16 protein-coding genes are annotated in these 15115 nt (G+C 69.2%); 6 read left to right on the top strand and 10 right to left on the bottom strand.

From position 1 onward, the window contains the following. Together AC1D12_RS08905 and AC1D12_RS08910 are read right to left on the bottom strand one after the other, a co-directional pair. On the bottom strand, window positions 1–326 hold a 326-nt coding region (locus AC1D12_RS08905; protein WP_477840000.1), incomplete at its 3' end, for a hypothetical protein. Next, window positions 323–970, bottom strand: coding sequence for an ECF-type sigma factor (locus AC1D12_RS08910; protein WP_465113156.1), 648 nt, complete (start codon window positions 968–970; stop codon window positions 323–325). The genes AC1D12_RS08910 and AC1D12_RS08905, both read right to left, overlap by 4 nt. Window positions 971–1326: 356 nt before the next feature. Here AC1D12_RS08910 and AC1D12_RS08915 point away from each other — a divergent pair, with 356 nt between their 5' ends. Next, the gene (locus tag AC1D12_RS08915) at window positions 1327–2382 is read left to right on the top strand and encodes a hypothetical protein (RefSeq protein WP_477840002.1); all 1056 of its coding nucleotides are present in this window, start codon (window positions 1327–1329) and stop codon (window positions 2380–2382) included. Here AC1D12_RS08915 and AC1D12_RS08920 read toward each other — a convergent pair. Then, the gene (locus tag AC1D12_RS08920) at window positions 2366–3907 is read right to left on the bottom strand and encodes a methyl-accepting chemotaxis protein (protein WP_477840004.1); all 1542 of its coding nucleotides are present in this window, start codon (window positions 3905–3907) and stop codon (window positions 2366–2368) included. The genes AC1D12_RS08915 and AC1D12_RS08920 overlap by 17 nt on opposite strands. Before the next feature lie 260 nt (window positions 3908–4167). On the opposite strand from AC1D12_RS08920, the gene AC1D12_RS08925 reads away from it, so the two are divergent. Then, window positions 4168–4326 (top strand): DUF3309 family protein, encoded by a 159-nt coding sequence (locus AC1D12_RS08925; RefSeq protein WP_047511341.1) that lies wholly within the window; start codon window positions 4168–4170, stop codon window positions 4324–4326. 8 nt (window positions 4327–4334) lie between these two features. Here AC1D12_RS08925 and AC1D12_RS08930 read toward each other — a convergent pair whose 3' ends face one another. The 5 genes from AC1D12_RS08930 to AC1D12_RS08950 all read right to left on the bottom strand — a co-directional run bounded on the left by AC1D12_RS08930 (window position 4335) and on the right by AC1D12_RS08950 (window position 9305). After that, the gene (locus AC1D12_RS08930) at window positions 4335–4904 is read right to left on the bottom strand and encodes a DUF924 family protein (RefSeq protein WP_477840006.1); all 570 of its coding nucleotides are present in this window, start codon (window positions 4902–4904) and stop codon (window positions 4335–4337) included. A gap of 22 nt (window positions 4905–4926) precedes the next feature. Next, a complete protein-coding gene (locus tag AC1D12_RS08935; protein ID WP_477840015.1) occupies window positions 4927–7020 on the bottom strand; it encodes a prolyl oligopeptidase family serine peptidase in 2094 nt (697 codons plus the stop codon). Between the two features lie 110 nt (window positions 7021–7130). Then, window positions 7131–7412, bottom strand: coding sequence for a GNAT family N-acetyltransferase (locus AC1D12_RS08940; RefSeq protein ID WP_465113160.1), 282 nt, complete (start codon window positions 7410–7412; stop codon window positions 7131–7133). Window positions 7413–7504: 92 nt separating this feature from the next. Next, on the bottom strand, window positions 7505–8062 hold the full coding sequence (locus AC1D12_RS08945; RefSeq protein WP_047511349.1) for a YaeQ family protein: 558 nt from the start codon (window positions 8060–8062) through the stop codon (window positions 7505–7507). A gap of 91 nt (window positions 8063–8153) precedes the next feature. After that, entirely contained in the window at window positions 8154–9305 is a 1152-nt protein-coding gene (locus tag AC1D12_RS08950) for a branched-chain amino acid ABC transporter substrate-binding protein (protein ID WP_465113162.1), read from the bottom strand. Between the two features lie 175 nt (window positions 9306–9480). On the opposite strand from AC1D12_RS08950, the gene AC1D12_RS08955 reads away from it, so the two are divergent. Continuing rightward, a complete protein-coding gene (locus AC1D12_RS08955; RefSeq protein WP_047511353.1) occupies window positions 9481–9759 on the top strand; it encodes a hypothetical protein in 279 nt (92 codons plus the stop codon). Window positions 9760–9842: 83 nt separating this feature from the next. Next, complete coding sequence (locus AC1D12_RS08960) at window positions 9843–10238, top strand: COG4315 family predicted lipoprotein (protein WP_465113163.1); 396 nt, start codon at window positions 9843–9845, stop codon at window positions 10236–10238. Window positions 10239–10241: 3 nt separating this feature from the next. Here the strand turns inward: AC1D12_RS08960 and AC1D12_RS08965 are convergent, their stop codons facing one another. Beyond that, the gene (locus AC1D12_RS08965) at window positions 10242–11066 is read right to left on the bottom strand and encodes an acyl-CoA thioesterase (RefSeq protein ID WP_477840009.1); all 825 of its coding nucleotides are present in this window, start codon (window positions 11064–11066) and stop codon (window positions 10242–10244) included. 14 nt (window positions 11067–11080) lie between these two features. After that, entirely contained in the window at window positions 11081–12187 is a 1107-nt protein-coding gene (locus tag AC1D12_RS08970; protein WP_477840011.1) for an oxidoreductase, read from the bottom strand. A 107-nt stretch (window positions 12188–12294) separates the two neighbouring features. Here AC1D12_RS08970 and AC1D12_RS08975 point away from each other — a divergent pair, with 107 nt between their 5' ends. Continuing rightward, window positions 12295–12789 carry a hypothetical protein gene (locus tag AC1D12_RS08975; protein WP_477828119.1) on the top strand — a complete coding sequence of 165 codons (495 nt, stop codon included), beginning with the start codon at window positions 12295–12297 and terminating at the stop codon, window positions 12787–12789. 56 nt (window positions 12790–12845) lie between these two features. Continuing rightward, window positions 12846–14945: a M3 family metallopeptidase gene (locus tag AC1D12_RS08980; RefSeq protein ID WP_477840013.1), complete on the top strand. Its 2100-nt coding sequence runs from the start codon at window positions 12846–12848 to the stop codon at window positions 14943–14945. Window positions 14946–15115 lie beyond the last annotated feature (170 nt).

Below are 15115 nucleotides of genomic sequence, written 5' to 3' on the forward strand. Positions count from 1 at the left end.
CGGTAGACCTCGCCCATTCCGCCGCGGGCAATCAGGGCGAGCAGCCGGTAGTCGCCCAGGCGCCGGCCGCTGGCGTCGGGCGGCGCCTCGGTGGTGTCAGCGGCCTCGGTCGACAGCGCCGCGAGCAGGGTGGACGCGGGCGGGTGGTCGAGTGCACCGGCGCCGGCCGCCGCGGCGACCAGCGCTTCGAGTTCGGCCTTCAGCGCCGGGTCGTCACCACAGGCGGCGTCGATGTGGGCGCGGCGTTGCGGCGCCGGCAATGCCAGCGTGTCGGCCACCAGGCCTTTCAGGTGCTGCCAGCGTGCGCGCTCGACGGTGTCGGTCATTGAACGGCCTTCGCTTGCCCCGGGCGGGGCTGCAGTTCGCGCATCAGCCAGGCCCGCGCGCTGACCCAGTCGCGCTTGACGCTGGCCGGTGAGATCGCCAGCGCCTGCGCCGTCTCGTCGACGCTCAGGCCGCCGAAGAAGCGCAGCTCGACGACCTCGCACTGCTGGCGGTCCAGCCGCTCCAGGCGGTGCAGCGCCTGGTCCAGCGACAGCAGGTCCAGCGGCAGGTGGGCGGCTTGGTCCGGTGTCGAGAACGCGCTGTCGCCCAGCTCGTCCAGGCTGAGCGCGACGCCGTCGCCGCGCTTGTCGGCCGCGCGGGCGCGGGCATGGTCGATCAGCACGTGGCGCATCAGGCGCGAGGCCAGGCCGAAGAATTGCGCGCGCGACTCGAGCTGCAGGCCGGGCCGGCTCGACAGCCGCAGGAAGGCCTCGTGCACCAGGCCGGCCGGCGCGAGCGTGTGGCCCTCACGCTCATGCCGCAGGTGCCGCGCGGCGAGGCGCCGCAGCTCGTCGTAGATCAGCGGCACCAGCGCTTCGAGCGCCGACGCATCGCCGCCGGACCAGCGCCGCAGCAGTTGCGTCACCGCACCGAGGGGCGCACCGGGAGCCGGGCGAGCACGGTCGCCGGGCGCAGATCTGTTCATCGAAGCCCCCCTGCCGCCCCCGAGGGCCTGAGGCCGGAGCTTACGTCCGTGTCGCGCCGGAAACTGTCATGTCTTTGTTACGGGCGGCGCGCGTCTCGGTGGGGCGCATTTGTTTCCCGGGGCTCAGGCCCCTGGGCTGATGGAACCCGCGGCGTTGCACTGCGACTCACCGCGTCATGCAGCCTTCACCCTTCAATTCGACAGCGACGAATGGGCGCCAGTCGCCCGGATTCCCCGGCGCGGATGCCCCATGCCGAGGAACACCGTGGACGGCACCGCCGGCAGGTTCCGGGCGTTCCAGGGCTTCCTCGGGGCCCCGCAGGCCCTTCGTCGACAAGGCCACCCGCCACAGGCGCATGGTCGAACGCATCAAGCGGCAGCAGGCCGCCGCCGGTGTGCGCGTCGCCGAGGTGGAGGCTGACACGGGTCTGGTGCCGCGGCTCTCGAACGGATGGCGGCAGTTGCTCGCCACCCTCGATGCCTGGAACGATGCGCTGCATCCCTCCTGGAACCTGCTGCCTGTCGCGCAGGCTCGCCCCCACGACGAGGTGTGCGCCACGAACGGCGGTTGCGCAGACCGGCTGCCTGGGCACGCAGGCATCGATGAGTTGACAGGCTTCGTCGGCCAGGCGTTCGCACTTCGGCAAAGCCCTGCACTGGAGCGGCGGTCCGATCGATCCCTCGATGGCGTGCTGATCCTGGTCGGCGATCCCGACCACGACGACGCCGACGTCCAGAAGCAGATCGGCGACCTGGTCCGCTTCCTGTATCGAGACGGCGACTTTCATTTCGTCGAGTGCCCGCCCGAGCGGGTGCCGAAGAAGCGGTCGATGTGGCGCGGCATCCAGCCGCCGGGGAAGGGTCGCCCTGGCGGAACGATCGGCATGGACGACGCCGGCTTGTCTGCGAAATCCGAGGGGTCCTCGAAGGCATTCACCGAGGCATCGCGTGAGCTGCTGCGCTGCCAGCTTGAATTTCTCGGTCACGGCGAAACGCCGGACGGGCGTCCGCTGTCGGCGATGAGCCACCGCGAGCTGGAGGCCTTGAGCGCAGCGCTGGACGACGAGGTCGAGGAACGCGGGCTCCTGATGAAGCTCGCCCGCGACGGCGACTATGCGAAGCTCGTCGACGACTGGATCCGCGCGGGGTGGGCCTATCAGGAATCAGTGCGTCAATACGCCGACCGTCGCTCCGTCAAGATGGCGCACACGATCGCCTCACACCTGCAGGCGGATCCGCGGACTGCTTCAAGCTTCAGCGCCATCGCGACGGTGGGCGCCGGCCACCTCGACGTGATGCTCGCCGAGCTGCTGAAGCAGGGCATCACCGATTTCCTCGTGCTGTGCCATGCACGCAGCCGCGGTCACGGCCACGCCAAGGTCTGCGACGAGGCGTTCAAGCCGCCAGCTTGAACACCGCCACCGTGTTGACCAGGTCCTGCGCCTGGGCCTTCAGGCTCTCGGCCGCGGCCGCGCCTTCTTCCACCATCGCGGCGTTCTGCTGCGTCGTCGTGTCCATCTGCGTCACGGCCTCGCCGATCTGCGAGACGCCGGTGCTCTGCTCGCTGCTCGCGGTGCTGATCTCGCCGACGATGTCGGTGACGCGGCGGATCGAGTTCACCACGTCCTGCATGGTCGTGCCGGCGCGGTCCACCAGCACCGTGCCCTGCTCGACGCGCTCGACGCTGGTGGAGATCAACGCCTTGATCTCCTTGGCCGCCTCGGCGCTGCGCTGGGCCAGCGTGCGCACCTCGCCGGCCACCACCGCGAAACCGCGGCCCTGTTCGCCGGCGCGCGCCGCTTCCACCGCGGCGTTCAGCGCCAGGATGTTGGTCTGGAACGCGATGCCGTCGATCACGCCGATGATGTCGACGATCTTCTTCGAGCTGTCGTTGATGCCCTTCATCGTGTCGACCACCTGGCCGACCACGTCGCCGCCCTGCACCGCGACCTCGCAGGCACTCTGCGCCAGCACGTTGGCCTGGCGGGCGTTGTCGGCATTCATGCGCACCGTGCTCGACAGCTGGTCCATCGCGGCGGCGGTCTGCTGCAACGCGCTCGCCTGCTCCTCGGTGCGGCCGCTCAGGTCGTTGTTGGCATGCGAGATCTCGGCCGATGCGGTGGCCACGCCCTCGGCATTGCGCCGCACGTCGCTCACCAGCTCGGCGAGCCGGTTGCGCATGCCGCCGAGCGCGCCCAGCAGCTGCGCGCATTCGTCGCGCCCCTCGGCATGGATGGGCTTCGACAGGTCGCCGCCGGCGATGGCCTGCGCCGAATCGACCGCCTGGTGCAGCGGGCCCGTCATCGAGCGCGTCGCGAGCACGGCCAGCAGCAGGCCGGCCAGCACCGCGAACACCGCGCCGCCGGCCAGGATGCGCTGGCCGCTCACGGCCACTGCCATCGTCTGCGCCTGGCTTGCGTCCAGCCGCTCGTCCATGTAGGTGTCGACCGCGGCCAGGCTCTTCAGGTACTCCTGCGCGAGCGGCTGCAGCTCCTTGTCGACCTGCGCGGCCACGTCGTCACCGGCCTGCTTGCGCTTGAACAGCGCGGTGCGCGAGACGCGGTAGGCCTCGCGGCGCGTCGCCACGTCGGCCATCAGCTGCTTGCCGGTGCCGTCCTCCACCAGCTCGTCGAGCTTCTTCTGCATCTCGCTGATCGAGGTGGAGGTCGCGTCCATGTCGCGCTTCAACGTCTCGATGTAGGTGGCATCGCTCGCCTTCAGCGAGGCGGCGGTGCGCACCCAGTTGAGATTGATGTTGGCGGCCCAGCGCGCCGCCAGCGATTGGCGTTGCATCTCGGTGGTCGCCAGCGCCTGGCTGGCCGTCTTCAGCGTCTCCAGGCGCCATACGCCGATCGTCGACACGAGCGCGGTGATCGCGAGGATCAGCCCGAAGGCCATGCCCAGCCGCTGGCCGAGTTTGAGGTGATTGAGCTTCATGGAAGCGGCTTTCCGTCAGTTGAACAACAAGGCTTGCGAGCCCCGCATCGATCGTAAAAAGATGACGGATGTACCAATGCAGCGAATAGGCGCGTTTTCTGCCATCAGTTCGCACCACGCTGGGGCCAGCGTGTAGGACAGCGGCGACAAACGGTGGCGCTTCCCGACTACAGCAGGACGCGTTTCCGGCCCGCTTGGGAAACCGGGCGGGGTCCTTACCGTGGAGGCCTCGAATCACTCACCAGAACAAGGGGCACCACATGACGCTCGGAACCATCCTGTTGATCGTCCTGATCCTGATCCTGGTCGGCGCGCTGCCGACCTGGCCGCACAGCCGCAGCTGGGGCTATGGCCCGAGCGGTGGGCTCGGGCTGGTCGTGGTCATCCTGATCGTGCTGCTCCTGATGGGCAGGATCTAGAACGCAGGCTAGAAGCGCGACCCCGGCTGCTGCAGGAACCAGGCTTCCTCGGGAGAGGAGGCCCGCCCGAGGATCGCGTTGCGGTGCGGAAAGCGCCCGAAGCGCGCGATGACCTCGCGGTGCTTGTGCGCATAGTCCAGCATGCCCTGCAGCACCGGGGCTTCCTGCGCGAGGCGGGTGAAGCGCGCCACCGCCTCGTCCTGGCAGGCCAGGTCTTCGGCATGCTCGAACGGCATGTAGGCGAAGGCACGCCGCAGCGGCGGCAGGCCCAGGTCGAGCCCGTTGTCGCACAGCGCCCGGGCCGCGGCCAGCGCCAGTGCATCGCCGGCAAACGAGCGCTCGCGGTCGCGGAACACGTTGCGCGTGAACTGGTCGAGCAGCAGGATGCGCGCCAGTGCCGCATCGGCCGGCGCCTGCCAGTCGAGCAAGCCGCCGGCGAGCGCCTCGTCGATCAAGAGCCCGAAGCGCTCGGCGATCTCGAGGTCGGTCTGCGCGCTCTTCGTGAACCACAGCGCGCGCATCTCGCCCGGCTCGGGACCGAACCACCAGTCCAGCAGCTCGGCCGCGCGCGGGTCCATCGCTTCTTTCAGCGTCCGAGTCCTAACGACCCAATTGCTGCCACAGGTAGCTGTACTCCAGCGCCTGCAGGTGCGCGCGCTGCTCGTTGTCGGCCGCGCCGCCGTGGCCGCCCTCGATGTTCTCGTAGTACAGCAGCTCGTGCCCCTGCGACAGCATCAGCGCCGCCATCTTGCGGGCATGGGCCGGGTGCACCCGGTCGTCGCGCGTCGAGGTGGTGAACAGCACCTTCGGGTACTTCACGCCCTTGCGCACGTTCTGGTACGGGCTGTACTTCGAGATGAAGGCCCACTCGGCCGCATCGTCCGGGTTGCCGTACTCGGCCATCCACGAGGCGCCCGCCAGCAGCGTGTGGAAGCGCCGCATGTCGAGCAGCGGCACCTGGCAGACCACCGCGTTGAAGAGGTCGGGGCGCTGCGTGAACGTGGCGCCCACCAGCAGCCCGCCGTTGCTGCCGCCCATGATGCCGAGGTGGCGCGGCGCGGTGATCTTCTGCGCGACCAGGTCTTCGGCGACCGCGATGAAGTCGTCGTAGCTGTGCTGCTTGTTGGCCTTCACCGCGCTCTGGTGCCAGGCCGGCCCGAACTCGCCGCCGCCGCGGATGTTGGCCACCACCAGCACGCCGCCGCGCTGGTACCAGGCGCGGCCGAAGCTGCCCGAATACCAGGGCTTCAGCGAGATCTCGAAGCCGCCATAGCCGTACAGCAGCGTCGGGTTGCCGCCGTCGGCCTTCGCGCCCTGCGGCCAGACCACGAAGTAGGGCACGCGCGTGCCGTCCTTCGAGGTCGCGAAGYGCTGCTCGGCGCGCATGCCCTTCGAATCGAACAGGCCCTTGCGCGACTTCAGCAGTTCGCGATCGTCGTTCGCGGTGCCCGCGAGGTACAGCGAATCGGGCGTCAGGAAATCGGTGTACGTCAGCAGGTAGCGCTCGGCCAGCGGATCGTTCTTGATCAGCGGGTCGTGCAGGCTGCTGATGCCCAGGGCGCCGGGGAAGGGGGCCGCGATCTCGCGCCGCGTGAAGCCGCCGGATTCCTTGTGCCACTGCTCCAGCTTGCCGGCCACGTTGTCCAGCACGTTCAGCAGCACGTGGTCGCGCGTGGTGGTGTAGCCCGACAGCGAGCGTGTCGGTGTCGGCGTGAACAGCGCGCGCAGCTTGCGCTCGCCGCGCAGCCAGGCGGCCGCGTCGCCGTAGAGCAGCGAGCCGCTCGCGAACTTGTCGGCACCGGCCTGGAAATCGCTGCGCAGGTGCAGCAGCAGGGTGTCGCGCAGGAAGCCCACCGACGCGTCGTCCGGCACATCGAGCTTGACGAGCTTGTCGCCGCTCAGCAGGAACTGGTGGCTGTTGTAGAAGTCGAGCGCGCGGCTGAAGACGATGCGCTCGAAGCCCGGCGTGCGGTCGACGCTGACGCTCACCGCCACGTCCTTGGCCTCGCCCTCGAACACCGTGACCGCCTCGGCCAGTGGCGTGCCGCGCTTCCAGCGCTTGACGATGCGCGGGTAGCCCGAATCGGTGAGGGAGCCGGGGCCGAAATCGGTGCCGACGTAGATCGTGTTCTCGTCCAGCCAGTCGACTTCGGATTTGGCCTCGGGCAGCGTGAAGCCGTCCTTGACGAACTGCTTCGTGACGGCGTCGAACTCGCGCACCACCTTCGCATCGGCTCCGCCGCGCGACAGCGAGACCAGGCAGCGCCGGTAGTCCGGGCCGAGCACGGCGGCGCCGCCCCAGACCCAGTTCTCCTTCTCGGCGGCACCGAGCGCGTCGAGGTCGATCACCGTTTCCCAGGCCGGTTCGGCCTTGCGGTATTCGGCCAGCGTGGTGCGCCGCCACAGGCCGCGCTTGTGGTTCTCGTCCTGCCACAGGTTGTAGAGCCAGTCGCCGCGGCGCGAGACGGCCGGGATGCGGTCCTTCGCGTTCAGCACCTCGAGCAGCTGGCTGCGGGTGGGCGCGAACTCGGGGCGCGCGGTCAGCTCCTTCTGCGATGCGGCGTTGCGCTCGCGCACCCAGGCGAGGGCGCGTTCGCCCTGCACCTCTTCGAGCCAGGCGAACGGATCGGCGCCGGCGCCGGTGGCGGCGCTGGTGGCCGCAGATGCAGCGGAGGAAGCAGGGGTTTGCGACATGGCAGGCGTGGCGGTCAGGCCCAGCAGGGGAGTGGCGACGGCGCCGACGGTGCCTGCGAGCAGGCGGCGGCGAGTGGCGGAGATGCGGGACGAAGTGGGAAACGTCAAGGTCATGCCCTCAGGAACGAGGTTTCCGGATGGCGCTCCATGTAGGCGCGCACGTACGAACACTGCGGATCGATCTTCAGGTTCTCGGTCATCGCGTGGTCGAAGGCGGCCTCGACCAGCTCGCCGGCGATGCCGCGGCCTTGCAGTGCCGGCGGCACCTCGGTGTGCGTCATCTGCATGACGTCGCCGGCGAGCCGGTAGTCGGCCACGCAGAGCTGGCCGTCGACGGTGGCTTCGAAGCGCTGCTGCGCCGGGTTGTGGGTGACGAGCACGGGTTGGCTCATGGTCGGGTCTCCTCCAACGGCGGACTGATGATCAGCCGGAGTCTGCCAGCACCCGAGCGGTTTTTTTCAACGGATTTCGAGGATGCAGGAGCTCAGGCTTCGGGCGTCAGCCGCTGCGGCGCGACCTCGATGCTGCGCGTGCCGTCGCCGACCCAGACGGTGCCGTCCTGCACCGTCACCTGCAGCTGCATCGTGCGCTGCGCGAGCGCGGCCAGCGCCTGGCTCTGCTCGGCCGGCACCTGCCAGACGGCGAGGTTGCGCGCCCGGGTGACCTTGGTCGCGATGCCGGCCCACCAGATCGGCGTGCTGTGGCTGAAGCTGTACACCGTGACGCGCTCGGCGCGCGGGCTCGCCTTCATCAGGCGCTTGTCGTCGGGCTGGCCGACCTCGAGCCACTGCACGATCTGGCCGGTCAGGTCCTTCTGCCAGAGGTCGGGCTCGTCGGTGTCCCACAGGCTTTTCGCGAACTCGAGCGCGCCGTTGTCGTTGTCGGCCGGCACGTTCAGCGCGAACGCGAGCAGCCGCATCATCATCCGCTCGTCGGTCTCCGACGGGTGGCGGGCGATCGTCACGCCGTGGTCGCCATAGACATTGCGGTCCATGTCGGCCAGCTGGATCGTGGCCTTGTAGATGGTGGCTTTCAATGCCATGGCGGTAAGTGTCCGGAAAGAGAAGACGGCCGGAAAAGCAAAAGGGGCCTGGATTAGACCAGACCCCTTTCAGGAGGAAGTGTCGAACGGCTTACCAGCGGTCGGAGCGCATCAGCGGTTCCCACTGGCCGTCGCGGCGGCGGTACACCGTGATCGCGCCGTAGGCCTGTTCGCCGTCGGCGGTGAAGCGCATCGAGCTGGTCACCGGCGACACCGGGTCGATGGTGTGCAGCTTCTCGCGCAGCTTGACCGAGTCGACGCTGTCCGCGCGGCGCATCGCATCGGCGATCACGTACATCGCGTCATAGGCGTAGTGGGCACCCCACACCGGATCGGACTTGAAGACGGTCTGGAACTTCTTCAGGAAGGCCGTGCCGGCCGCGAACTCGCGCGGCTCCAGCGCGCTGGAGGTGACGTACAGCGTGGTGATGTCGTTCGGCGCCTTGGCGAGCTTCTCGGTCTTCGACGAGTTGGTCGACAGCACCGGCACGCCCGACAGGCCGGCGGCCTTCATCTGCTCGAACAGCGGCAGCAGCTGGTTGTCGCGCAGCACGGCCACCAGCACGTCGGGCGGCGTGGCCTTGACCTTGGCGACGAAGGCGGCGAAGTCGGTGGTCTTGTTGCTGACCGACTCGTTCATCGTGACCTTCTTCTTGAGCTTGCCGAGCGCCTCGCTCACGTCCTTGCTCATCGGACGGCCGAAGGCGGTGTCCTCGAAGATGATCGCGACGTTGGTCGCGTTCAGGCTTTCGGCGATGTAGCCGCCGATCGCCTTGGCCTGCAGGCCGTCATTGGCGACCAGCCGGAAGGTGTTGCCGTCGCCCTGCTTGGCCAGGTCGACCGCCGACGAGGTGTACAGCTGCGGGATGTTGGCGGCCTTGTAGATCGGGATCGTGACCTCGGAGATGTCCGAGCTCAGGTGCCCGATCACCGCGGTGACCTTCTGGTCGACCAGTTCCTGCGCGACCTTCTTGGCGGTTTCCTTGTCGGCCTTGTCGTCGACGGCGACGACCTCGATCTTCACGACCTTGCCGGCCACCTTGAAGCCCGAGGCATTCAGCTCGTCGGCAGCCATCTTGACGCCGTTCAGCAGGTCCTGGCCCCGCGCGGCCGACGGGCCGGACAGCGGTTGCGCCACGCCGATCTTGATGCTGGACGGGACGCTCGGTCCGCAGGCCGCCAGCAGGACGAGGGAGGCTGCAGCCACGACCGATGACAGCCGGGCGGGACGGAAAATGCGCATGCGGGGTTCTCCAGAGATGTAATCGAACGTCATCGAACGGTGCGATGACGTGAACGAAGCGGTGATGATTCGATAAGAAATGTATCTGCATCAATGCCCAACGCAAGGCAGGCACTCACTGCCAAACGCCGCAGGGGTGACAATTCGCACATCGCCGCCCATTCAAATTCCCGAAATGACACAGAAGAAGTTCGACCTGGCCAAGAACCTGGCCCTGAAGATCAACAACCAGCTGAAGGCGGGCGGGGTGCCGGGACGCTTCGGCCAGGAGGCGACGGCGCCCGTCGACAAGCGCGAGCAGCGCCGCCGCGATGCCGCTGCCGGGCTGGTGCCGTTCGCCTGCAAGCTGCCTTCAGAGCTGGCGCAGCAGCTCGCCGAGCGGGCGGCCCTGCATGAAGGCGGCATGACCGGGCTGCTGGTCGAGGTGCTGGGCAAGGCGCTGAAGAAGAAATAGATCGCCTGGTTTGCCGGCCACGACAGGAATAGGGACGCCCTTCCTGGCGTACACAGGGGATCCTCACACCCATGGAGACCCTGATGATGAAGACCAAGACCCTCGTTCCGCTGCTTGGCGCGCTGCTGCTGGCCGCCTGTTCGACGATGTCGTCGATGATGGGCGCTCCGGCGCCAGCGAAGACCGCCGATGGCGCGCTGGTCGGTGCTGCCAACGGCATGACGCTCTACACCTTCGACCGCGACGCGGCCGGCGCCGGCAAGAGCGTCTGCAACGGCCCGTGCGCGACCAACTGGCCGCCGCTGATGGCCGACGATGCCGCGAAGGCGAGCGGCGACTGGAGCGTCGTGACCCGCGACGACGGCAAGAAGCAGTGGGCCTTCAAGGGCAAGCCGCTGTACTTCTGGGCCAAGGACATGAAGCCCGGCGAGAAGACCGGCGACGGCTTCAACGGCGTGTGGCACACCGCGACGCCCTGAGCCTCACGCGTAGACGGTGACCACCTGGTAGCCCAGCGCCGCCAGGTCGCCGCCCGGTGACCACAGCCTCGACACCTGGTTCACGTAGCCGCCGGCGGCCGCGAGTGCCTCGGTGTCGATGCGCCACCAGCCGTCGGCCGGCAGTTCGTGGGCGACCAGGCGCAGTTCCAGCTCCCACGACACCGAACTGGCCGGCGTCGGCCGCTTGAAGCGGCTGAGCGCCGGTGTCGGCGGGGCGTCGGCCAGCAGCACGGTCAACAGCTCCAGCGGCAACGGCTGCGGCTCGCCCTTCGGGCGCAGGTGGATGCGGCTGTGCCAGGTGTCGGTGCCGGTGAACGGCAGCCCGCCTTCGGCCCAGCGCATGTCCAGGTGCTGCATGAAGTTCGGCGCCACGCCGGGAATGAACGGCAGCGCGGGCGTCTCGTCCGGCCCGCGCTCGATGGACGGCATCGCCGGCGCGAGGCCCGGCAGCAGCGTCTCGCGCTCGCTGCCGAACACGCCCAGCAGCAGCGCCGCGGTCTCGCCGCCTTGCTGCACCTGCGCCTGCAGCTGGCGCACGTTCCTGCCTTCGCGCAGCACCCGCACGGCCACCTGCAGCGGGCCCCGGGCGACCGGGCCGATGAAGCTCGTCTGCAGCGCGCGCAGCTGCACGCCGGCCGGCCAGCCCGCGCCGGCCACGTCGCGCATCGCCTGCACGGCCAGCGTCGAGATCAGGCCGCCGAACGAGGTGCGGCCCTGCAGCCAGTCTTCGCTGACCTCGAAATGCACCGCATCGCCGTCGCGCGTGCGCGCCGCCAGCAGCTGGGAAAGGGGGATGAACTCGGCCATGGTGTTCCTTCGGTTCAGGAATTGTGGGTGCCGGCCGCGGCGCTGCCTGCCGCGCAGGCGACAGCAGGCAGATCGCGCCGCTCGGCATCGCTGCGGAACCCCAACTCGATCAGCGCCATCACGTCGATCGCCTGCGCAGCCGGCACCGGGTTCGGCGCGCCGGCAACGATCGCATCGCGCACGCCGGCGTAGTACGCCGGGTAGTCGCCGTGCAGCACGGGCAGCGGCGCGGACTGCAGCGTCTCGCCGTCCGGCCCGGCGGTGCTCAGCGTCGCCGCCTGCGGGTCGACGCCCCAGTCGGCGCCCGGCAGCGGCCGCTGGCCGGCCTTCAATGCATCCTCCTGCGCATCCAGCCCCCATTTGACGAAGCTGCCGCGCGTGCCGTGCGCCGCGAAGCGCGGGCCGGGCAGGGCGGTCAGCGCGCTGGCGCGCAGCGTCACGCGCAAGCCGCCGGCATAGGCCAGGCGGGCGTCGAAGCCGTCGTCGTTGACGGCGCCGTCGCGCTGCCGGGCGAGATCGAGCCGCAGCGACTGCGGCCAGCCGAACAGCTGCAGCGCCTGGTCGAGCAGGTGCGGCCCGAGGTCGAACCACAGGCCGCCACCGACCGGCGACTGCTCGCGCCAGCGCTGCCGCACCACCGGGCGGAAGCGGTCGAACCGTGACTCCAGCTCGACGATGCGGCCCAGCTCGCCGCGCGACAGCAGCGCGCGCAGCGTCAGGAAATCGCCGTCCCAGCGGCGGTTGTGGAACACCGACAGCACGCGCTGCTGCTCGCGCGCCACGGCATCCAGCTCCTGCGCCTGTGCGAGCGTCACGGTGAACGGCTTGTCGACCACCACGTGCTTGCCGGCCCGCAATGCCGCGAGCGCCAACGGGTGGTGGCTGTCGTTGGGGCTCGCGATGACGACCAGGTCGACGTCGTCGCGTGCGCACAGCCGCAGCGGATCGGCCTCCACCGGCAGGCCCGGCCAGTCGCGTGCGACCTTGGCCGCATCGCTGCTCGCGAAGGCCGCGAGGCGCAGCCCGGGGACGCTGGCGATCAGCGGTGCATGGAAGACCTGGCCGGCGAAGCCGTAGCCGATCAGGCCGACGCGCAGGGCGGGGGAAGCGGTGTGGGGCATGGCGATCTTCGAGCGAATGTCCGAGGGGCGGAGCGGGGCACTGTAACGGAGCCGGCTGCGCGGCAATGGCATGATGCGCGCCGCACTTCCTGAAGGATCCCCTGGACATGAGTTTCGCTCCCCGCCTCGCAGCCCCGTGGCTGTCCGCCGCCTGCATCGCTGTCGTGCTGGCCCTGCCGGCCCATGCCGCCGACAAGCCGAAGAAGGAGTCGACCCTCGGCAAGGCCAAGCCCGGCGCRGCCTTCCTGACCAAGGAACAGYTGCGCGCCTGCCTGGCCCAGAACGACCGCGTGAAGGCGCAGCTCGCCGAGACGCTGCCGTTGCAGACCGCGCTGAAGAAGGAAGGCGACGACCTGGCTGCTGCCGGCGACGCGCTGAAGGCCGATCGCGAGAAGATCGACACGACCAATGACGAGGCCGTCAAGACCTTCAACGAGCGCCTGGCCGCCCGCGACAAGGCGGTGGAGGCCTACAAGGCCAACAGCGAGGCCTACAACGCGAAGGTCGAGGCGCTGCAGGCGGACAAGGCCTCGTACATCGCCAACTGCGATGGCCGGCGCTATTTCGAAGATGAGGAATTGCAAATCAAGGGCGGCAAGTAAACGGGGGTCGGCCTCCCTAGAATCGACGGCTTCTTCCCTGACCGAGAGAAGCCGTCATGACCCTTGCCACAAGCAGTCACTCCAGCAACCCGCTGCTGCAGCCGTGGGACACCCCGCACGGGCTGCCGCCGTTCGACAGGGCCCGCCCTGAACACTTCGCCGAAGCCTTCGAGGTGGCGCTGGCCGAGCAGCGTGCCGAGATCGATGCGATCGGCGCGCAGGCCGCGGCCCCGGGCTTCGACAACACGCTGGCGGCCTTCGACCGCAGCGGCCGGCTGCTGGCGCGGCTGGAGGGCATGTTCCACAACCTCACGTCGAGCGAGACCTCGCCGGCGCTGCAGGCGGTGGAGCGGCAGCTCGCACCGCGCATGGCTGCGCACGGCAACGCGATCTACATGCATGCGCCGCTGTTCCAGCGCATCGACACGCTGCATGCGCAGCGTGATTCGCTGGGCCTGACGGCCGAGCAGCGCCGCCTGCTGGAGCGGGTGCACCTCGAGTTCGTGCGGGCCGGCGCCAAGCTGCAGGGCGCGGCGCGCCAGCGCTATGGCCAGGTGATGGAGCGGCTGGCCGAGCTGATGACGCAGTTCGGCCAGAACGTGCTGGCCGATGAATCGGCCTTCCGCCTCGAGCTGCGTGCCGAGCGCGACCTCGCCGGGCTGCCGGAATTCGTGCGTGCCGCGGCGCGCCAGGCCGGGGCGGACCGCGGCATCGATGCGGCGGTGATCACGCTGTCGCGCTCGCACATCGTGCCGTTCCTGACCTTCTCCGAGCGCCGCGACCTGCGTGAGCAGGCGTGGCGCGCCTGGGTCTCGCGTGGCGAGCACGATGGCGCGCACGACAACCGGCCGGTGGCGCGCGAGATCCTGCAGCTGCGGGCCGAGCAGGCCCGGCTGCACGGCCATGCGAGCTATGCCGACTACGCGCTGGGCGACACGATGGCCGGCTCGCAGGCCGCGGTGAACCGGCTGCTGCAGCAGGTGTGGGTGCCGGCGAAGGCGCGCGTGGCCGAGGAGCGCGAGGCGCTGAAGGCGTTGTTGCTGACGCTGCCGCAGTCGCAGCGGCCGGCCGCCGATGAATCACAGGAGATCGAGGCCTGGGACTGGCGCTACTACGCCGAGAAGGTGCGCCAGGCGCGCTACGACCTGGATGAAGCCGCGGTCAAGCCGTACTTCCCGCTCGAGCGCATGGTCGAGGCGGCGTTCGACTGTGCGCAGCGCCTGTTCGGGCTGCGCTTCACGGTGCGCGGCGACATCCGCGCCTACCACCCCGATGTGAAGGTCTACGAGGTCAGCGGCAGTGACGGTGCGCTGGTCGGCATCTTCCTGCACGACAACTTCGCGCGGCCGAGCAAGCGCAGCGGCGCGTGGATGGGTTCATACCGGCAGCAGACGCGCAACGTCACCGGCGGAAGCGATGTCCTGCCGATCGTCGTCAACAACAACAACTTCGCGAAGGGCTCGCCCGGTGCGCCGACGCTGCTGAGCTTCGACGATGCGGCCACGCTGTTCCACGAGTTCGGCCATGGCCTGCACGGGCTGCTGTCGAGCGTGACCTACGAGCGCCTGTCGGGCACCAATGTGCTGCGCGATTTCGTCGAACTGCCGTCGCAGATCTTCGAGCACTGGCTGGCCGAGCCGGAGGTGCTGAAGCGCCATGCCCGCCACGTCGAGACGGGCGAGCCGATCCCCGATGCGCTGGTCGAGCGGCTGCAGGCGGCGCGCAAGTTCAACCAGGGCTACGAGACGGTGCGCTACACCGCGTCGGCGCTGGTCGACATGGCGGTGCATGCGGTGGGCAACCCGGAGGGCATCGACATCGTCGCCTTCGAGGCGGCCGAGCTCGATCGCATCGGGCTGCCGCACGGCGTCGGGCTGAACCATCGGCTGCCGCACTTCCAGCACCTGTTCTCGAGCGCCAGCTATGCCGCCGGCTACTACGTGTACCTGTGGGCCGAGGTGCTCGATGCGGACGGCTACGACGCCTTCACCGAGGCGGGCAGCCCGTTCGATCCGTCTGTTGCGAAGCGGCTGCGCGAGCATGTGTATTCGGTCGGGAACAGCCGTGAGCCGGGGGAGACCTACCGGGCCTTCCGTGGTCGGGATGCGTCCGTCGAACCGATGCTGCGGGATCGTGGTCTGTTGACTTCGTCCTGAGTGCCGGAAAGGCGCGTGGGGGAGGCCATGGCGCGCCGTCCTCCGCGGTCATCGCCCCTGGCGGGGCGATGACTTCCCTCCGCTGACTGGTTTCATGGCCCGTCGCCCAAACTCCCTCCGTTCGCTTCGCTCACTGTGGTCAAACAGTGTGCGACAGTCAGTTCACGAAG

It is taken from the genome of Rhizobacter sp. P1_G5 (assembly GCF_056405435.1).